At 64.2% G+C, this 17173-nt stretch carries 13 protein-coding genes and 1 pseudogene; 11 read left to right on the forward strand and 3 right to left on the reverse strand.

Features of this window, described 5'->3' with window-relative positions; translation table 11 throughout:
* Positions 1–38: 38 nt before the first annotated feature.
* The 3 genes from ACP7DE_RS07295 to ACP7DE_RS07305 all read right to left on the reverse strand — a co-directional run bounded on the left by ACP7DE_RS07295 (position 39) and on the right by ACP7DE_RS07305 (position 4675).
* Positions 39–1856, reverse strand: a complete 1818-nt coding sequence (locus tag ACP7DE_RS07295) for an ABC transporter ATP-binding protein (RefSeq protein ID WP_426071478.1) — start codon at positions 1854–1856, stop codon at positions 39–41.
* Positions 1846–3597, reverse strand: coding sequence for an ATP-binding cassette domain-containing protein (locus ACP7DE_RS07300; RefSeq protein ID WP_426071479.1), 1752 nt, complete (start codon positions 3595–3597; stop codon positions 1846–1848). The genes ACP7DE_RS07295 and ACP7DE_RS07300 overlap by 11 nt, the downstream gene beginning before the upstream one ends.
* Before the next feature lie 166 nt (positions 3598–3763).
* The gene (locus ACP7DE_RS07305; protein ID WP_426071480.1) at positions 3764–4675 is read right to left on the reverse strand and encodes a phasin family protein; all 912 of its coding nucleotides are present in this window, start codon (positions 4673–4675) and stop codon (positions 3764–3766) included.
* A gap of 381 nt (positions 4676–5056) precedes the next feature.
* On the opposite strand from ACP7DE_RS07305, the gene ACP7DE_RS07310 reads away from it, so the two are divergent.
* The 11 genes and pseudogenes from ACP7DE_RS07310 (at position 5057) to ACP7DE_RS07360 (ending at position 17132) form a co-directional block, all read left to right on the forward strand.
* Positions 5057–6331, forward strand: a complete 1275-nt coding sequence (locus ACP7DE_RS07310) for an amidohydrolase family protein (protein ID WP_426071481.1) — start codon at positions 5057–5059, stop codon at positions 6329–6331.
* Positions 6332–6418: 87 nt separating this feature from the next.
* Positions 6419–6937 (forward strand): GNAT family N-acetyltransferase, encoded by a 519-nt coding sequence (locus ACP7DE_RS07315; RefSeq protein WP_426071482.1) that lies wholly within the window; start codon positions 6419–6421, stop codon positions 6935–6937.
* Positions 6938–6945: 8 nt separating this feature from the next.
* Positions 6946–7476 carry a GNAT family N-acetyltransferase gene (locus ACP7DE_RS07320; RefSeq protein ID WP_426071483.1) on the forward strand — a complete coding sequence of 177 codons (531 nt, stop codon included), beginning with the start codon at positions 6946–6948 and terminating at the stop codon, positions 7474–7476.
* A 136-nt stretch (positions 7477–7612) separates the two neighbouring features.
* Entirely contained in the window at positions 7613–8893 is a 1281-nt protein-coding gene (locus tag ACP7DE_RS07325) for an ABC transporter substrate-binding protein (protein WP_426071484.1), read from the forward strand.
* 82 nt (positions 8894–8975) lie between these two features.
* Entirely contained in the window at positions 8976–9866 is an 891-nt protein-coding gene (locus ACP7DE_RS07330; protein WP_426071485.1) for a carbohydrate ABC transporter permease, read from the forward strand.
* A complete protein-coding gene (locus ACP7DE_RS07335; protein WP_426071486.1) occupies positions 9854–10681 on the forward strand; it encodes a carbohydrate ABC transporter permease in 828 nt (275 codons plus the stop codon). Before ACP7DE_RS07330 ends, ACP7DE_RS07335 begins: the two co-directional genes overlap by 13 nt.
* 13 nt (positions 10682–10694) lie before the next feature.
* Positions 10695–11735: an NAD(P)-dependent alcohol dehydrogenase gene (locus ACP7DE_RS07340; RefSeq protein ID WP_426071487.1), complete on the forward strand. Its 1041-nt coding sequence runs from the start codon at positions 10695–10697 to the stop codon at positions 11733–11735.
* Between the two features lie 2 nt (positions 11736–11737).
* Positions 11738–12835: pseudogene (locus ACP7DE_RS07345) on the forward strand (ABC transporter ATP-binding protein); the annotation flags it as partial.
* 66 nt (positions 12836–12901) lie between these two features.
* The gene (locus ACP7DE_RS07350) at positions 12902–13780 is read left to right on the forward strand and encodes an AraC family transcriptional regulator (RefSeq protein WP_426071488.1); all 879 of its coding nucleotides are present in this window, start codon (positions 12902–12904) and stop codon (positions 13778–13780) included.
* Between the two features lie 36 nt (positions 13781–13816).
* Entirely contained in the window at positions 13817–15292 is a 1476-nt protein-coding gene (xylB, locus tag ACP7DE_RS07355; RefSeq protein WP_426071489.1) for a xylulokinase, read from the forward strand.
* Between the two features lie 226 nt (positions 15293–15518).
* Complete coding sequence (locus tag ACP7DE_RS07360; RefSeq protein ID WP_426071490.1) at positions 15519–17132, forward strand: methyl-accepting chemotaxis protein; 1614 nt, start codon at positions 15519–15521, stop codon at positions 17130–17132.
* The last annotated feature ends 41 nt before the right edge of the window (positions 17133–17173 follow it).

Consider the following 17173-nt stretch of genomic DNA (forward strand, 5'->3'; position numbering starts at 1 on the left):
CACGCAGTCCCAGTGGATGCGCAACGGCGCCGCCTGGCTTACACCGCCAATTGCTGCAGCAGGTACAGGCGCTGGTACAAACCGCCCTCGATCTGCATCAGTTCCTCGTGCGGTCCCGCCTCCGTGATGCGGCCATGGTTGAGCACGATGATCCGCTCGGCATCGCGGATGGTTGACAGGCGGTGGGCGATGGCGATGATGGTGACCTTGCCGCGCAATTCGTTGAGGGCCAGCTGCACGATCTGCTCCGTCTGGCTATCGATGCGCGAGGTCGCTTCGTCGAGCAGCAAAATGCGCGGCTGGCCGGCCAGCGCGCGGGCAATCGCAATCAGCTGCTTTTGTCCCGACGACAGGCGCGAGCCGCCTTCGCCCAGCGGCGTGTCGTAGCCGTGTTCCAGCGCGGCGATGAAGTCGTGCGCATGCGCGGCGCGCGCTGCCGTCTCGATCTGCTGCTGCGTGTAGCCGCGGCCCATGTCGATGTTTTCGCGCGCCGAGGCGGCCAGCAGAAAAGGATCTTGCGGCACCAGGCCCACGTCGGCGCGGAAATGCTCGTTGTCGATGCTGTCGAGGGCGACGCCATTGATGGCGATGCTGCCCTGCTCGACGGGATAAAAGCGCAGCAGCAAGGAGAGCAAAGTCGACTTGCCGCTGCCCGTGTGGCCGACGATGCCAAAGAAGGCACCTTGCGGGATGGTCAGCGACAGGTCGTGCAGCACGGGCTGGTTTTCCACGTAGGCGAAGGTCAGGTTCTTGATATCCACGGCGGGCAGGTCAATGTCCGCTTGCGCATGCCGCAGGGCCGGTGTTGCCCTTGTTTGCCTTCCCTGCGCGTGTTCCAGCGCCTGCGCTTCGTCCAGCAGGGCCGAGACGCGCGCCGTCGCCACCACCGACTGCTGTAGCTGGCTGAATTGCATGGTAATCTGGATCAGCGGCTCGATCACGCGCGCGATGTAGCTGATGAACGCATACAGCACGCCCACTTCCACGGCGCCCATGTCGCGCCGGCCGAAGCTGAAAATGACGACGGCCAGCAGCACGATGTTGAGCATGTCGAGCGCGGGACGCAGCAGCCAGGCGTTGGCGCGCAACTCCTGCATGCGCGCTGTGTAGTGGTCCTGGTTGATGCCCGTGAAGCGCGCGCCGAAGCGCTTTTCCGCGTTATTCGCCTGCAGCACGCTCATGCCGCCGATCGATTCGGCGATTTGCCCATTGATTTCGCTGCGCAGGGCACGCGCGCGCGTGACGGCCGGCGCGCTCCAGCGCTGGTATAGGAAGACGATGACCAGCACGGCCGGCAGCAGGGCCAGCACGATCAGCATCAAACGCCAGTCGAGGAAAGCCATGGCGGCCATGGTGCCGACCAGCACGATGGAGCTGTCGAGGATGACGAACAGCACTTGCACGTACAGGGATTTCACCGCTTCCGTGTCATTGGTGACGCGGCTGACCAACTGCCCCGTGATGGCGCGGTCAAAGAACGCCATGGGCAGGCGCAGCACGTGCTGGTAGACGGTTTCGCGCAGGCGCTGCACCGAGCGCATGGCCAGGCCGGACAGACGCACCAGCTGCAGGTAGCGCAGGCCGGAAGCGACCCAGCCCGTGAGCAGGCAGCCGCCCAGCAGCAGCGACATGCGCGTCCAGTCCAGGTGGCGCGGCAGCAGGTGCTGGTCGATCAGGGCCTTGCCCAGGATCGGGCCCGTCACTTCGAGGGCGGCGGCGAGGATCAGCCAGAACGTGGCCCAGTACAAATGGCGCAGGTCGGGCGCGGCGGCGCGGCGCAGCAGGCCGATCGCTTGCGCGGCCTGGCGCCGCACGGATGGCGTGGCGCTGTCCGTTTGGATGGTCTTAGATGGCATCGAGGCTGGCCTCCAGTTGTTGATAGCGCCACTGGCTGGCGTACCAGCCGTCGCGCTGCATCAGCGCGTCGTGGTTGCCCGTTTCTTTCACGTGGCCGTCGCGCAGCACCAGGATCAGGTCCGCGTTGACGACGGCGCTCAGACGGTGGCTGGCGATGATGGCGCTGCGCTCGGGACGCTTGCGGCGTAGTTCTTCCAGGTGCTGCAGGATGCGCGTTTCCGTGCCCGTGTCGACGGCGGATAAGGCATCGTCGAGCAGCAGCAAACCGTTGTCGGCCAGGAGAGCCCGGGCAATCGCCACGCGCTGGCGCTGGCCGCCCGACAGGGTAATGCCTTTTTCGCCCACGTGGGTTTGATAGCCGTCGGGGAATTGCAAGATATCGGCGTGGATGTCGGCCAGCTGCGCCGCCCGTTCCACTTCCTCGCGCGTGGCGCCGGGACGGGCAAGGGCGATATTGTCGGCAATGGTGGCGGAGAACAGGAACGATTCCTGCGGCACCCAGCTGATGGCCGCGCGCAGCGCATGCAGGGTGTAGGCGTCGAGCGCGTGGCCATTCCACGTGGCCGTGCCCGCTTGCGGCGTGACCTGGCGCAGCAGCACGCGCAGCAGGGTCGACTTGCCGCTGCCCGTGGGGCCGACCAGGCCCAGGGTCTGGCCCGGCTGCAAGCGCAGCGAAATATGCGACAAGGCGGGCGCCGTCTGGCCCGCGTAGGCAAAGCCGATATCCTGCAATTGCAGGGGGCCGGGCGTGAGCGTGGCGATGCTGCCATGGTCGTCGATGGCCAGCGGCGCGTCCAGCATCGGCTGCAAGCGCTGCCAGGCGGCGCGGCCCCGTTCGATCAGCGAGAGTACCCAGCCGGCGGCGAACATGGGCCAGATCAGCTGGCCCAGGTACATGGAAAAGCTCGTCAGCGCGCCGATGGTCAATTGATCGTGCCACACCAGGTAGCCACCCAGGCCCAGGGTCAGCGCCGTGGCGGCCGTCAGGGTCAGGCCGACGGCCGGTTCATACGCCGCTTCCCAGCGCTGCGCCGTCAGGCTGGCGTTAGCCGCATGGCCGGCCAGGGTGGAAAACTGGGCGCTGCTGCGCTCTTCCAAGCCCAACGCGCGCAGGGTGCGCACGCCCGACAGCGATTCCTGTACATGGTCGTTCAGCGCGGAAAAGCGATTCAATGAATCCGTCGACGCCGTATGGATATGGCTGGAAATGCGCCAAAAGGCCAGTCCCATCAGCGGGAAGGGCAAGAGGGCGATGCAAGCCAGGCGCCAATCCACGCCCAGCAGCATGATGCCCAGCACCATCAGCAAGGTCAAGGTGCCGTCGAAGCCGGCCAGCATGGCTTCGCCGGCGGCCATTTCGATGGCGTCGATGTCGTTCGTTGCCAGCGCCATCAGGTCGCCCGTGCGCTGGTTCTGGTAAAACGCGGCGCCCTGCTGCGACATGCGCGTGTAGAAGCGCGTGCGCAGCATCACGCCCAACTGGTAAGCGGCCTTGAACAAGGTGATGCGCCAGCCCACGCGCAGGAAGTAGATGACGACGCCGACGGCGAGCAGGGTCAGCAGCTCAAGCCACAGTTCGGCAGCCGTCATGCGGTGCGCTGCCAGCGCGTCGATGATGGCGCCCACGCGGCGCGGGATCCAGACGGTCAGTGCTGCCACGCCTGTCAGCATGACGGCGGCAGCGGCATACGCCGGACTATGCTGACGCACGAAGCCGGCGATGAGCCTCGATAAACTCATGGTTACCTTTTGTTTTTAGTATTGGGGTGTCGCGGGGCGGAAGGACGGGCACGCGGACGGAAAGTACGCGTAGGATACAACAAGGCGGAAAACTGCGCTGTGGAGGGGGACGCAAAAAAACGGGCCGTAGCCCGTTGTGTTGCTGCGCCAGCTTGCTGCGCGATGCTTACTTGCGGCCGCTGCCTTTGCCGCCACCCAGCATGTCGAGCTGTTTCGATGGCGTGCCCTTGGGCGCCACTTTGGCTGCCGGCTTGGCGGCTGGCGCAGGGGTGTGCTTCACGGCAACCTTGGCCACGGTCTTGCCGGCGGCGCCGGCCGGTTTGGCGACTGGCTTGCTGGAAGGAAATGGCTTGGCGGCAGGCTTGACGGGTGCTGGTGCGGCGGCTTTCGCTGGAGCAGCGGCGGTGGCAGGTGCTGGCTTGACCGCTTCAGGCTTGGCCGCTGGCTTGGCTTCGACTGCTTTCACGGCGGGCTTGTCGGCAACCTTGTCGGCAATCTTATCGGCAACCTTGGCGGGCGCTGCCGCTAGCTTGGCTGCTGGCGCAGCAACAGTGGCGGGCGCGGGTGGGGCTTTGGCGGCAGGCTTGGCCACTTCGACCGGGTTGGCTGGCGCAGGCTTGGCGGCGGGCACAGGTGCTGCTGCCACTGGCGACGGTGCCGGTGCGGCGGCCGGCTTGGGTGCAGGCGCGACGACGGCCAGCGCCGGCTTGGCCGCTGCCGGGGCGGGGACGGCAGCAGGTGCGGCGGCATCGACGCGGGCCTTGGCCGAGGCCAGCAATTCAGCCTGGGTGATCGAGGCGATGCCGAACAGCTGGCGGCTGTACGCCAGCAGGCTTTCGATATTCGGCTGCGCCTGGCTGGTGCTGTAGCTGAAGAAGTCGCGCGGATCCTGCGTTGCCAGCAGGTGCTGTGCCGTTTCCGCCGTGTGCGACAGGGCAGCCTTGCCTGCGTTCAGGTTCAGGGCGATGATTTTTTCGGCGCTTTCGAAGACTTTGCTGGTCAGGGTGCTGAAGATTTGCAGCTGGCTTTCCAGTTGCGATTTGGCGGCGCTGGAAATTTGTTCGGGAATCGGAAACATATTTACTCCTTGTACGGATTAAAATGCTGGCAAAACGCTCTGCAAAATCCCGAAAACCAGAGTTGGCCGCGTTTTGTAAAGTGGGTAGCGTGCTGAGTAACTGATCAGAGCCTGATTATGATGCAACGCAATATGAATATTCTAGCGGTGATTCGAGTTAGTTGAAAGTTATTTTATTCAGCCCGTACGGCGCATGCTTGCCCTATTCATGCGCCCGGCAGCATTTGGGGGAAGTTTGCGCACGCGCAAGGTGTTGTCAACGAATCTATGGCTATGCTTTTGCCAGTGACTGCATTCGTGCACTGCAGCATCCCGAAAAGTGTAAAAAGTGGCAATTAACTGGACGCATCAGGCGCCGTAGTCAACCGAAGGAGCGTCCGCATGGACCTTGTCATCCGCAATGCCAGCCTGCCCGATGGGCGCCGTGCCATCGACATCGCCATCGAGGACGGCCGGATTGCCGCCGTCGGCCCCGCCTTGCCCGTGCAGGGCGCGCAGGAGATCGATGCCGCAGGCGACCTCGTCACGCCGCCGTTTGTCGATGCGCACTTCCACATGGACGCCACGCTCAGCTATGGCTTGCCGCGCATGAACGCCTCCGGCACTTTGCTGGAAGGTATCGCCTTGTGGGGCGAGCTGAAGCCGCAGCTGACGCAGGACGCCCTGGTGCGACGCGCCCTGCAGTATTGCGACTGGGCCGTGGCGCGGGGACTGCTGGCCATCCGCTCGCATGTGGATATCTGCGACCCGCGCCTGCTGGCCGTGGAAGCGCTGCTCGACGTCAAGCGCCAGGTGGCGCCCTACCTCGATTTGCAGCTGGTGGCCTTTCCGCAGGACGGCATCCTGCGCAGTCCCGGTGCCTTCGATAACCTGAAGCGGGCGATTGCCATGGGCGTGGACGTGGTGGGCGGCATCCCGCATTTTGAACGCACCATGGCCGACGGCGCCGAATCCGTGCGCCTGCTGTGTGAATTCGCCTGCGAGCGTGGCCTGATGGTGGACATGCATTGCGACGAATCGGATGACCCGCTGTCGCGCCACATCGAAACCCTGGCCTTCCACAGCCAGCGTCTTGGCATGCAGGGCCGGGTGACGGGCTCGCACCTGACGTCCATGCATTCGATGGACAATTATTATGTGAGCAAGCTCTTGCCCCTGATGCGCGAAGCGGGCGTGGCGGCGATTGCCAACCCCCTCATCAACATCACCCTGCAGGCGCGCCACGATACGTATCCGAAGCGGCGCGGCATGACGCGCGTGCCCGAGATGCTGGCCGCCGGCATTCCCGTCGCCTTTGGCCACGACTGCGTGATGGACCCGTGGTACAGCCTCGGTTCAGGCGACATGCTGGAAGTGGCGCACATGGGTTTGCACGTGGCGCAGATGACGGGCCAGCAAGCCATGCACGACTGCTTCCTGGCCGTGACGGAAACGCCGGCGCGCATCTTGGGCCTGGACGGCTATGGCATCGCGCCCGGTTGCCATGCGGACTTGCTGATCCTCGATTGCGCTTCCACGGTGGAGGCGCTACGACTGCGCGCGGCGCGGCGCCTGGTGCTGCGGCGCGGGAAGGTGGTCAGTGTAGCGCCGCGCGCCAGCGCCCGTCTGTCGCTGCCGGGCCGTCCCGAGAGCGTCGATTTCCGCCTGGGGCGCTGACGGCGCGGCGCGCGCGCCACTGGACGCCCTTGTGCAAATCCCCGACAATCGGATTTTGCCATTTACTCATTTCAGCCGGAGTTGCCCTTGAAAGAAATTGACATCCGCCCCGCCCAGGAATCCGACTTCGAAGACATGTGGCAGATTTTCCAGGTGCTCGTCGCCAGCGGCGACACCTACACCTTGCCTGCCGCGACCACGCGCGAAGACTGCCACGCTTACTGGTTCGGTCCCGGCGTGCGCAGTTGCGTGGCGACGATGGGCAATGAGCGCCTGCTGGGCATGTACAAGCTGATCGCGAACCAGCCGGGCCATGGCGCGCACGTGGCCAATGCCTCGTTCATGGTCGATCCGGCCGCGCAGGGCGTGGGCGTGGGCCGCCTGCTTGGCGTGCACTGCATGGAAGAGGCGCGCCGCGCCGGCTTTCTGGCGATGCAGTTCAACTTCGTCGTCAGCACCAACCTGGCCGCCGTCACCCTGTGGAAAAAGCTGGGCTTTTCCATCATCGGCACCCTGCCGCTGGCGTACCGCCACGCGCACCTGGGCTACGTCGATGCCTACGTGATGTACCAGCTGCTGACCGATCCGATGCAGTGGCCGGCATGAGCGCTGCCATGACAGAGTCGATGATTGTCATCGAGACGCCCCGCTTGCGCCTGCGCACCGCCACCTTGGACGATGCACCGTTCTACCTGGCACTGGTGAATGAACCGTCATGGATCGCCAACATCGGCGACCGCAACATCCATACCCTGGAATCGGCGCGCGCGGCGCTGGAAGCCGGTCCAATGGCGCAGCAGCGCGAGCATGGCTATTCCTTTTACATCATCGAACGCCGCAGCGACGGCGCCGGCATGGGCATGGGCGGCATGATACGCCGCGACAGCCTGCCCGGCCCCGACATCGGCTACGCCATGCTGCCCGCATACTGGGGCCAGGGCTATGCCTACGAGGCCGCCGCCGCCGTGGTGCAGCATGCCCGGCACGTACTGGGTATCCCTACCCTGTACGGCATCACCTCGCCGCAGAACCAGGCGTCGATCAATTTGCTCAATAAACTCGGCTTGCGCTTCGAGCGCTTCTCGCGGCTGCCGCCGGCGGGCAAGGAGACGAATATCTATCGCAAGGATTTTCGCCAGCACTGAAACGGCAAATCCGTATTGAAAAAATGAAAAAAAGTATTTAGAAAGCCGTGTCTTTTGTAGTGGTGACGCGGCGGCTTTGTTTTTATAGTTGGACTACCGGTGGCAGAACGCCGGACTATAAAAATGGAGACTCGTGATGAAAATCGTTACTGCTATTGCATGGGGCGGCGTCATGTCCGCCGCCTGCCTGTCGATGCCGTCGGCATCGGCGCAAAATTGCTCGGTGCCCGTGCTCAAGGTGCTGGCGCAAAAAAGCCTGGGTTTGACGGTGATGGAAAAGACCCTGGCCGAGTATGAAAAGAAAAGCGGCACCAAGGTCCAGATCAGTTATTTCGGCGAAAACGACCGCCGCTCCAAGGCCAGGCTCGATGCTTCCACCAGGGCCGGCTCCTACCAGATCTATTACATCGACGAAGCCAACGTGGCCGAATTCGCCACGGCCGGCTGGGTCGTCCCACTGCTCAAATACCTGCCCAAGGAGGCCGACTACGAGGACTTCCTGCCGGGCCGCCGCGCAGTCGCTTCGTACAAGGGCGTGGCCTATTTCGCGCCCCTGATCGGCGGCAGCGATTTCCTGTTCTATCGACGCGACTTGCTGGAAAAGGCCGGCATCGCCGTGCCGAAGACGCTCGACGAACTTGTCGCCGCCGTGAAGAAACTGAATAATCCGCCGCATGTCTACGGCTGGGCGGCGCGCGGTCAGCGCGGCTCGGGCATGAATGTCTGGCGCTGGGCGCCGTTTATGCTGGCCGCCGGCGGCAAGTGGGAAAAGGATGGCGTGCCCACCTTCAATTCGCCGCAGGCCGTCAAGGCGACTACCTTGTACCGCGAACTGTTCAAGTATTCGCCGCCGGGCGGCGCCACCTACGACTGGAGCAATGCGCTCGAAGCGTTCAGGTCCGGCAAGGTGGCCTTCATGATCGAATCGACGCCGTTCGCCGACTGGATGGAAGACCCGAAAAAATCCTCGGTGGTGGACAAGGTGGGCTATGTGCGTCCGCCATCGCCGCTGCCATCGGCCGCCTACGGCCACGGCCTGGCCATCTCCGCCACGGGCGCGAAGGATGAATGCACGCGCCAAGCGGCCGGCAAGTTCATCGCCTGGGCCACGGGCAAGGAGCAGGAGCAGGCGCGCTTGAAGGACAATGTCTTCAGCGACTACAACCGCAGCAGCACCATCGCCAGCGAGTACTTTCGCAAGCACGTCAAGCCGCAGATCCAGGCGGGCCTGACGGACACCACGCCCGTCTCGCGCGTCACCATCTGGCCCAGCCCCGAGTGGCCGGACATCGGCGACAACCTGGGCGTGGTGCTGGAAGAAGTGTTTACGGGCACGCGCGGCGACGTGCAGAGCGCCCTCGACGAAGCCAACGAGTACGCCACAGAAGTGATGCAGCGCGCGCAAAAGAGAAAGTAATCGGCATGCCGTTTTGCCGCCGCCCGTAAAGGCGGCGGCCAGCTTCCCTGTGTCTGAAAGTTCGTTGCGAGAGTCTACTTCTATGCCGCATACCATCCGTAAAAAACGCCATACATGGCTGCCGGCCGTGTTCCTGACGCTGCCGCTGCTGGTCCTGCTGATACTGGGCATGGTGCCCAGTATCGCCGCCATCAACCTGGCCCTGCAAAACCGCGTGCTGCGCTACAGCGACAGCGAGTACGTGGGCTTTGCCAATTTTCTGCGCCTGTTCGGTGACCGCCGCTTTCTCAATGCCGTGCAGGTGTCGGCCATCTGGGAAGTCGTCACCGTGGCCGGCTCGCTGATCGTCGGCGTGCTGCTGGCCGTGTTCCTGTTCGAGAAGGTCAAGGGCCGCACCCGCGATCTTCTCGCGCTGCTGCTGATCGTGCCGGTGCTGCTGCCGCGCGTGTCGGCCGCCTTCATCTGGAAGTTCATGTATTCGCCTCTGATGGGCATCCTCAACTGGCTGCTGGAGATCGTGGGGCTGGGCGGCAGCGCGCTGCTGTCCGATCCCGCCACGGCACTGTATGCGGTGGCGCTGGTCGACATCTGGCAATGGGGCCTGTTTTTCGGCGCCGTCATCCTGAAGCTGCTGGAGACCCTGCCCACCGAGCCGCTGGAAGCGGCCCGCCTAGATTACGCCGGCACCCTGCAAGTGTATGCGTATATCGCGCTGCCGATGCTGAAGGTGCCCATCATGAGCCTGGTGTTCATCAAGATGGTGGAATCGCTGCGCTCATTTGACCTGATCTACGTGATGACCAAGGGCGGCCCCGGCATCGCCACCGAAACGCTGGACATGTATGCATATGCGCAAGGCATCGGCCTGATGGGCAAGGTCTCGTATGCGTCCAGCATGGCCGTGCTGATGATGCTGGCCACGACAGTCATCTTCACCTTACTCTGGAAGCGAGTCGCCAAATGGGAAAACTGACTATCGCGCGCAGCCTTGGCGCCGTCACCACCACCGCCGTCACCACGCTGATTGTGCTGGTGGCGCTGTTTCCCATCCTGTGGGCCGTGCTCAATTCCTTCAAGGAGTTGATGGATATCGTCACGCCCGTGCCGCGCTTTTTCTTCAGCCCGACACTCGCCAATTACAAGCAGGTGCTGGCCAGTCCCGAGGTGCTGACGGGCCTGGGCAACAGCGTGGCCATCGTTGGCTTGGCCGTGCTTGCCGGCGCTGTGCTGGGCGTGCCGGCCGCGTACGCGATCGCCCGTTATCCGATCCCGGCCAAGAAGGATATCCAGTTCTTCCTGCTCTCCTTGCGCTTCCTGCCGCCAGTGGCCGTGGCCATTCCGCTGATCTCGATCTGGATCGACCTGGGCCTGTACGACTCGCGCCTGTCGATGGTGGTGACGTATCTGCTGGTGACCCTGTCAACCATCATCTGGCTGTCGATTCCCGCCTTTGCCCGCATCCCGAAAGAGATCGAGGAAGCGGCGGCCCTGGATGGCTACGGCCCTTACCAGGTGTTCTGGTACGTGGCCCTGCCGGTGGCCTCGAAGACCCTGATGGGCGGCATCGTTTTCAGCTTCGTGCTGGTCTGGAATGAACTGATGATCGCGCTGGCGCTCACCTCGTCGAAAAGCATGACCCTGCCGGTGGTGGCGTCGGCCTTTACCTCGATGGGGCAGGAAGTGCCGTGGGGCGTGGTGAACGCGTCCACCGTGCTGCTGGCGCTACCGCCGCTGCTGTTCGTCGGCATCCTGGGACGGCTGCTCAACTCCATGCTCAAACACAAATAAAAAGGACATCATCATGCAAGCACTCGTTTTGGAACAGGCTGAAAAAATCACCTTGCGCGACATCGACATGCCGCTCATCGTCGGCGCGCGCGACGTCAAGATCAAGGTGCACACGGTGGGCATCTGTGGTAGCGACGTGCACTACTTCAAGCACGGCAAGATCGGCCCCTTCCTGGTCGAAGCGCCGATGGTGCTGGGCCACGAGGCGTCGGGCGTGGTGGCCGAAGTGGGCGCGGAAGTCACACATCTGAAAGTGGGCGACCGCGTCTGCATGGAACCGGGCGTGCCGCAGTTCGATTCGCCGGCCACCATGCGCGGCCTCTACAACCTGGACCCGGCTGTGCGCTTTTGGGCCACGCCGCCCATCCATGGCTGCCTCACGCCATACGTGGTGCACCCCGCTTCGTTTACCTTCAAGCTGCCCGACAACGTCAGTTTCGGCGAAGGCGCCATTGTCGAGCCGCTGGCCATCGGCCTGCAGGCGGCCAAGAAGGCGGCCATCAAGCCGGGCGACGTGGCCGTGGTGATCGGCGCCGGCACCATTGGCGCGATGAATGCCCTGGCGGCGCTGGCGGGCGGCTGTTCGCGCGTGATCCTGGCCGACCTGGTGCCGGAAAAACTGGCCCTGTTCGCCGGTAATCCCGCCGTGACCACGGTCGACGTGCGCCATGCCAGCCTGGCCGACACGGTGCGCGAGGCCACCGATGGCTGGGGCGCCGACATCGTTTTCGAGGCCAGCGGCAGCATGCGCGCCTATGACAACATCGTTGACCTGCTGTGTCCCAACGGCTGCCTGGTGCTGGTCGGCATGCCGCCCGAGAACGTCCCTTTCGATATCGTTGCCATCCAGGCCAAGGAGGTGCGCATCGAGTCGGTGTTCCGCTACGCGAATATCTTCCCGCGCGCCATCGCGCTGCTGGCCTCGGGCAAGATCGACGTGAAGCCCTTCATTTCGCGCACCTTCGGCTTTGCCGACGGCGTGCAGGCGTTCGAGGAAGCGGCCAAGGGCCACCCGCGCGATGTCAAGATACAAATTGAAATGGCAGGAGACTAATCATGGCAAATATCGCTTGCAGGCAGTTGCACAAGACGTATGACGAGAAGACGGCCGTGCTGCAGCCGTTCGATCTGGAAATCGATGACGGCGAATTCATCGTCCTGCTGGGGCCATCGGGCTGCGGCAAATCCACCTTGCTGCGCATGATCGCGGGATTGGAAGACATCAGCGGCGGCGAGCTGCTGATCGGCGGCGTCGTCGTCAATGACTTGCCGCCGCGCGAACGCAATGTGGCGATGGTGTTCCAGAACTACGCGCTGTATCCGCATATGACGGTGTACGACAATATCGCCTTCGGCCTGCGCCGCCTGAAGGTGCCGGCCGACGAGATCGAGCGCCGCGTGCGCGAAGTGGCGGCCATCCTCAGCCTGGACAGCCTGCTCGACCGCAAGCCGCGCGCCATGTCGGGCGGCCAGCAGCAGCGCACGGCGATTGCGCGCGCCATGATCAAGACGCCGCAGGTATTCCTGTTCGATGAACCGCTGTCGAATCTGGACGCCAAGTTGCGCGCGCAGCTGCGCGCCGACATCAAGCGATTGCACCGCCGCCTGCGCACCACCACCCTGTACGTGACGCACGACCAGCTTGAAGCGATGACTCTGGCCGACCGCGTGGTGCTGATGAAGGGCGGGCATATCGAGCAGATCGGCACGCCGGCCCAGTTGTACAACCATCCGCGCACCCTGTTCGCGGCTGGCTTCATCGGCACGCCGGCGATGAACTTCATCGACGGCGTGATCGAGAAGGATGGCGAGCGCACCCTGCTCATTTGCTCCAGCTACCGCTGGCCATTGACCTCGCCCCGCTTCGCGGCGCTCAAGCCGGGCACGCGGGTGGTGTTCGGCTTGCGGCCGAATCATTTGCGTGCCGCCACGCCGCAGGATCAGCAGCCCGGCAGCGGCGGAGTGCATGGCCTGGCGTGCGTGATCGACCTGGTGGAATTGCTGGGCGCGGAAGCGCTGATCAGCTTTCAGTGCGGCGCACTGACCCTGTCGGCCCTGCTGCCGGCGAATGCCGCCAACAGCGGGGCGCAGGTGGGGCAGATGCTGGCGCTGGCCTTCGACGAAGAACACATCCATCTGTTCGACGCCGAAACTGAACTGGCACTGGCCCTCGACTGAAGTCGTTAGAATAGGTGACCGAGACTGTGCAAGGGAACTGCCGTGACGCCTGACCTGGAACTGATCCACAAACCGATACACGAATCGTTTCGCGCGTGGGCGCACGGCTATCCGCACGTGGTGGCGAAATGGCATTTCCATCCCGAGTACGAGCTGCATATTATTACCACCTCGACCGGCAAGTTCTTTGTCGGCGACCATATCGGCAGCTACGCGCCGGGCAATCTGGTGCTGACGGGACCGAACCTGCCGCACAACTGGGTCAGCGAGTTGGCTGAAGGCGTGAGCCTGCCCGCGCGCGACCTTGTGCTGCAGTTTTCCAGCGACTTCATTGAACGCTGCGCGCTGCTGTTTCCGGAAATGGCGCCCCTGAAAACCCTGCTGGGCGAGGCGGGCAGGGGCTTGCAGTTTCCCGACGCGTTGGGCTTGCGCCTGGCGCCGCTAATGGCGGAACTGACGACGGCGCAGGGCCCGCGCAGGGTGGAATTGTTCGCGCGCCTGTTCGGCGACCTGTGCGACTGCCGCGAACGGCGTCCGCTGGCCAGCGTCACCTATCTGGCGCAGGCGGGGCGCTACATGTCGTCGACCATCAACCTGGTGCTGGCGTATATCAAGCAAAACATCACGCTCGATTTTTGTGAGCAGGACGTGGCCGACGTGGCGGAGATGAACACGCTCAAGTTCACGCGTTTCTTCCGCAAGCATACGGGCACCTCCTTCATCCATTACGTAAACCAGGAGCGCATCGCGCTGGCCTGCGAACTGCTGATGAATACCGACATGAAGGTCACCGATATCTGCTACCGCACGGGGTTTAACAATCTGTCCAATTTCAACCGCCAGTTCCTGGCCCACAAGCAGATGTCGCCGTCGAAATTCCGCTCCTGCCTGCACATGAACATGCCCGAGTCGTTCCCCTGACGTCCGGCTTTACCCACTTTTATACATGGAACCATCGTGACATATCTCGGTATCGATATCGGCACCTCCGAAGTCAAGGCCATCCTGACCGACGACGCGCAAACTATCCTGGCCAGCAGCGGCGTGACCCTGCGCGTGTCCAGCCCCCATCCCGGCTGGTCGGAGCAAAATCCGGAAGACTGGTGGCACGCCACGCTGGACGTGATCGCGGCCATCCGCAGCGCCCAGCCGGTGGCGTTTTCCGGCTTGCGCGGCATCGCGCTGTCGGGCCAGATGCACGGCGCCACGCTGCTCGACAAGCAGCAGCACGTGCTGCGCGCGGCCATTTTGTGGAACGATACACGCGCCTTTGCCGAATGCGTGGAACTGGAAGCGCTGGTGCCCGAGTCGCGCGCTATTACGGGCAACCAGGCCATGCCCGGCTTCACGGCGCCCAAGCTGCTGTGGTTGCAAAAATACGAAGCGTCGCTGTTCCGCGCCACGGCCACGGTCCTGCTGCCCAAGGATTACGTGGCGCTGCGCCTGACGGGCGACTGCGTCTCCGACATGTCCGACGCTTCCGGCACCCTGTGGCTGGACGTGGCCAAACGCGACTGGTCCGAGCGCATGTTGGCGGCGACCGGCCTGGGGCGCGAACACATGCCGCGCCTGGTGGAGGGCAGCCACGCCGCCGCGCAGATACGCCCGGCCCTGTGTCAGGAATGGGGCATCGCGCACGCGGTGCTACTGGCCGGTGGCGCGGGCGATAATGCCGCCGCCGCCGTGGGCCTGGGCGTGGTGGAACCGGGCGCCGGCCTGCTGTCGCTGGGCACGTCGGGCGTGCTGTTCGCCGGCAGCGATGGCTATGCGCCTAATCCGGGCCAGGGCGTGCACGCGTTCTGCCATTGCCTGCCCGAACGCTGGCACCAGATGAGCGTGATCCTCAGTGCCGCGTCCAGCCTGAGCTGGGTGGCGCAGTTGACGCAGTCCCACGATATTGGTGCCCTGGTGGCGCTGGCCGAAGGCGTGGAGGCGCGCAAGGCGCCATTGTTCCTGCCATATCTGAGCGGCGAGCGCACGCCGCATAACGACGCCACCGCGCGCGGCGTGTTTTTCGGTTTGTCGACGGAACACGGGCGCGCGGAACTGGCCTACAGCGTGATGGAAGGCGTGGCCTTTGCCATGGCAGACGGCAATGCGGCCCTGCGCAGCGCCGGCACGCGCTTGACGGAAGCGTCGTTCGTGGGCGGCGGTTCGCGCAGCCGCTTCTGGGCCCAGCTGTGCGCGAATGCCTCGGGCTTGAACGTGTTGCGCCACGACCACGGCGTGGCTGGCGGCACCCTGGGCGCGGCGCGCCTGGCGCAGATGGCGGTGACGGGCTTGCCGCCTGCGCAGGTGTGCACGCGTCCGCCCGTGCAGGAAACGGTGGTGCCGCAGGACTCTGGCGTGCTCGATGAGCGCCTGGCGCGCTACCGGCGTTTGTATCCGCTGCTGCGCGAAGAGTTTGCGGGAGCGGCTGCAGCTGCGCGCTGATGGGCCGGCAAGATTGCCGGCCCGACCATGCTGTGAGCCCGGCAATATGGCCAGACAGTCAACTTTCATATGTAATTTGTTGTTTCTATGCTGAAAGTGTTTCTCTAGCGAAAGCGTCACTTGGTTTTTCACGGAGCACGCTGCATGATTCTCTCAATTGGTGAGAATTGGATAGTTTTTGGCGGCGCTGTTGTTGCCATCCTGTTCTTGCCGCCGGGAGAAATACATGCAACTTGCGAATCTGAAAATCTCCGTCCGCCTGGGTCTGTTGGGCGCCTTTTTCTTTCTAGCGTTGGTATTCGTTGGCGCGCGCGGCTGGAGCGCGCTCGACGCCGCCAGTGCGCGCAGCGCGGACGCCATGCAACGCTCCGTGGCCCTGACGGAAGCGGTCGACGCGGCGCGCAGCGCGCAAGTGGAATTCAAGATCCAGGTGCAGGAATGGAAAAACATCCTGCTGCGCGGCGGCGATGCGGCCGCCTTCCAGCGCTACCGCGAAGCGTTTGTCGCCAGCGGTGCGCAGACGCGCAAGGAACTGGCCGGCCTGCAAGCCATGATGGCCGCGTTGAAACTCGATACGGCGCCCGTGGCGCAAGCCATGCAGGCGCACGATGCGCTGGGCGTGAGCTACCTGGCGGCGCTGCAAAAATATGACGGCGCGCGCGCCGACAGCGCGCAGGCCGTCGATGCGCTGGTCAAGGGGATCGATCGTGAACCGACGCGCCAGATCGATGCTATCGTCGCGGCCATCGGCAAACAGTCGCACGGCCTGATGGCGCAGATGAAGGAACAGGACGCCGCCGCGCACCGCAGCGCCAGCATCGCCATGCTTGCCACCGTGCTGGTGACCCTGGTTGTCGGTACTGCCACCGTATGGTGGCTGATCCGCAGCATCACGGTGCCGCTGGGTGCAGCCGTCGGCATCGCCCAGCAAGTGGCGGCCGGCGATTTGCGCGCCGTAGTGGCCGACAGCGGCCGCGATGAAATCGGCGACCTGCTGCGTGCCTTGAAGGCGATGAGCGGCAATCTGGCCGACATCGTGGGACGGGTGCGGGCCGGCACGGACGCCATCGCCACGGCGTCGGGTGAAATTGCCAGCGGTAACATGGACCTGTCTTCGCGCACGGAGGAGCAGGCCAGCTCGCTGGAAGAAACGGCCGCCTCGATGATCGAGATGACTTCCACCGTGCGCCAGAATAACGACAACGCGGACCAGGCGCGCCAGCTGGCCGGCGGTGCGTCCGACGTGGCGCAGCGGGGTGGCGAGGCCGTGGCGCAGGTGGTGCGGACCATGAGCCATATCAATGCGTCGTCAAAGCGTATCGTCGATATTATCGCCGTCATCGACGGCATTGCCTTCCAGACAAATATCCTGGCGCTGAATGCGGCCGTGGAAGCGGCGCGCGCGGGCGAGCAGGGACGCGGCTTTGCCGTCGTGGCCACCGAAGTGCGCAGCCTGGCGCACAGGTCGGCCGCGGCGGCCATGGAAATCAAGCAGCTGATCGGCGAATCCGTGCGCACGGTGGAAGAGGGCAGCGTGCTGGCCGGCCAGGCGGGGCGCACGATGGATGACGTGGTCAGCAGCGTGCAGCGCGTGAACGCCATCATCGGCGAGATCGCCGTGGCCAGCGTGGAACAGCGCGACGGCATCGAGCAGATCAGCATCGCCATCAGCCAGATGGATGGCGTGACGCAGCAGAATGCGGCGCTGGTGGAGCAGGCCGCTGCCGCCGCGGACGCGCTGCAGCAACAGGCTGCCAGCCTGGCCGACGCCGTCAGCATCTTCAAACTGCATGCCGTTCCCGGCGTGGCCGCGCCAACCCGGAGACTGTCGCTGACCTGATGCGAGTCCGCGCCGCGCCGCTTGATGCCAGTCAAACGGCG

Source organism: Janthinobacterium sp. DSP2-3-3 (assembly GCF_049897325.1).
In the GTDB taxonomy this organism is placed as follows: domain Bacteria; phylum Pseudomonadota; class Gammaproteobacteria; order Burkholderiales; family Burkholderiaceae_D; genus Janthinobacterium.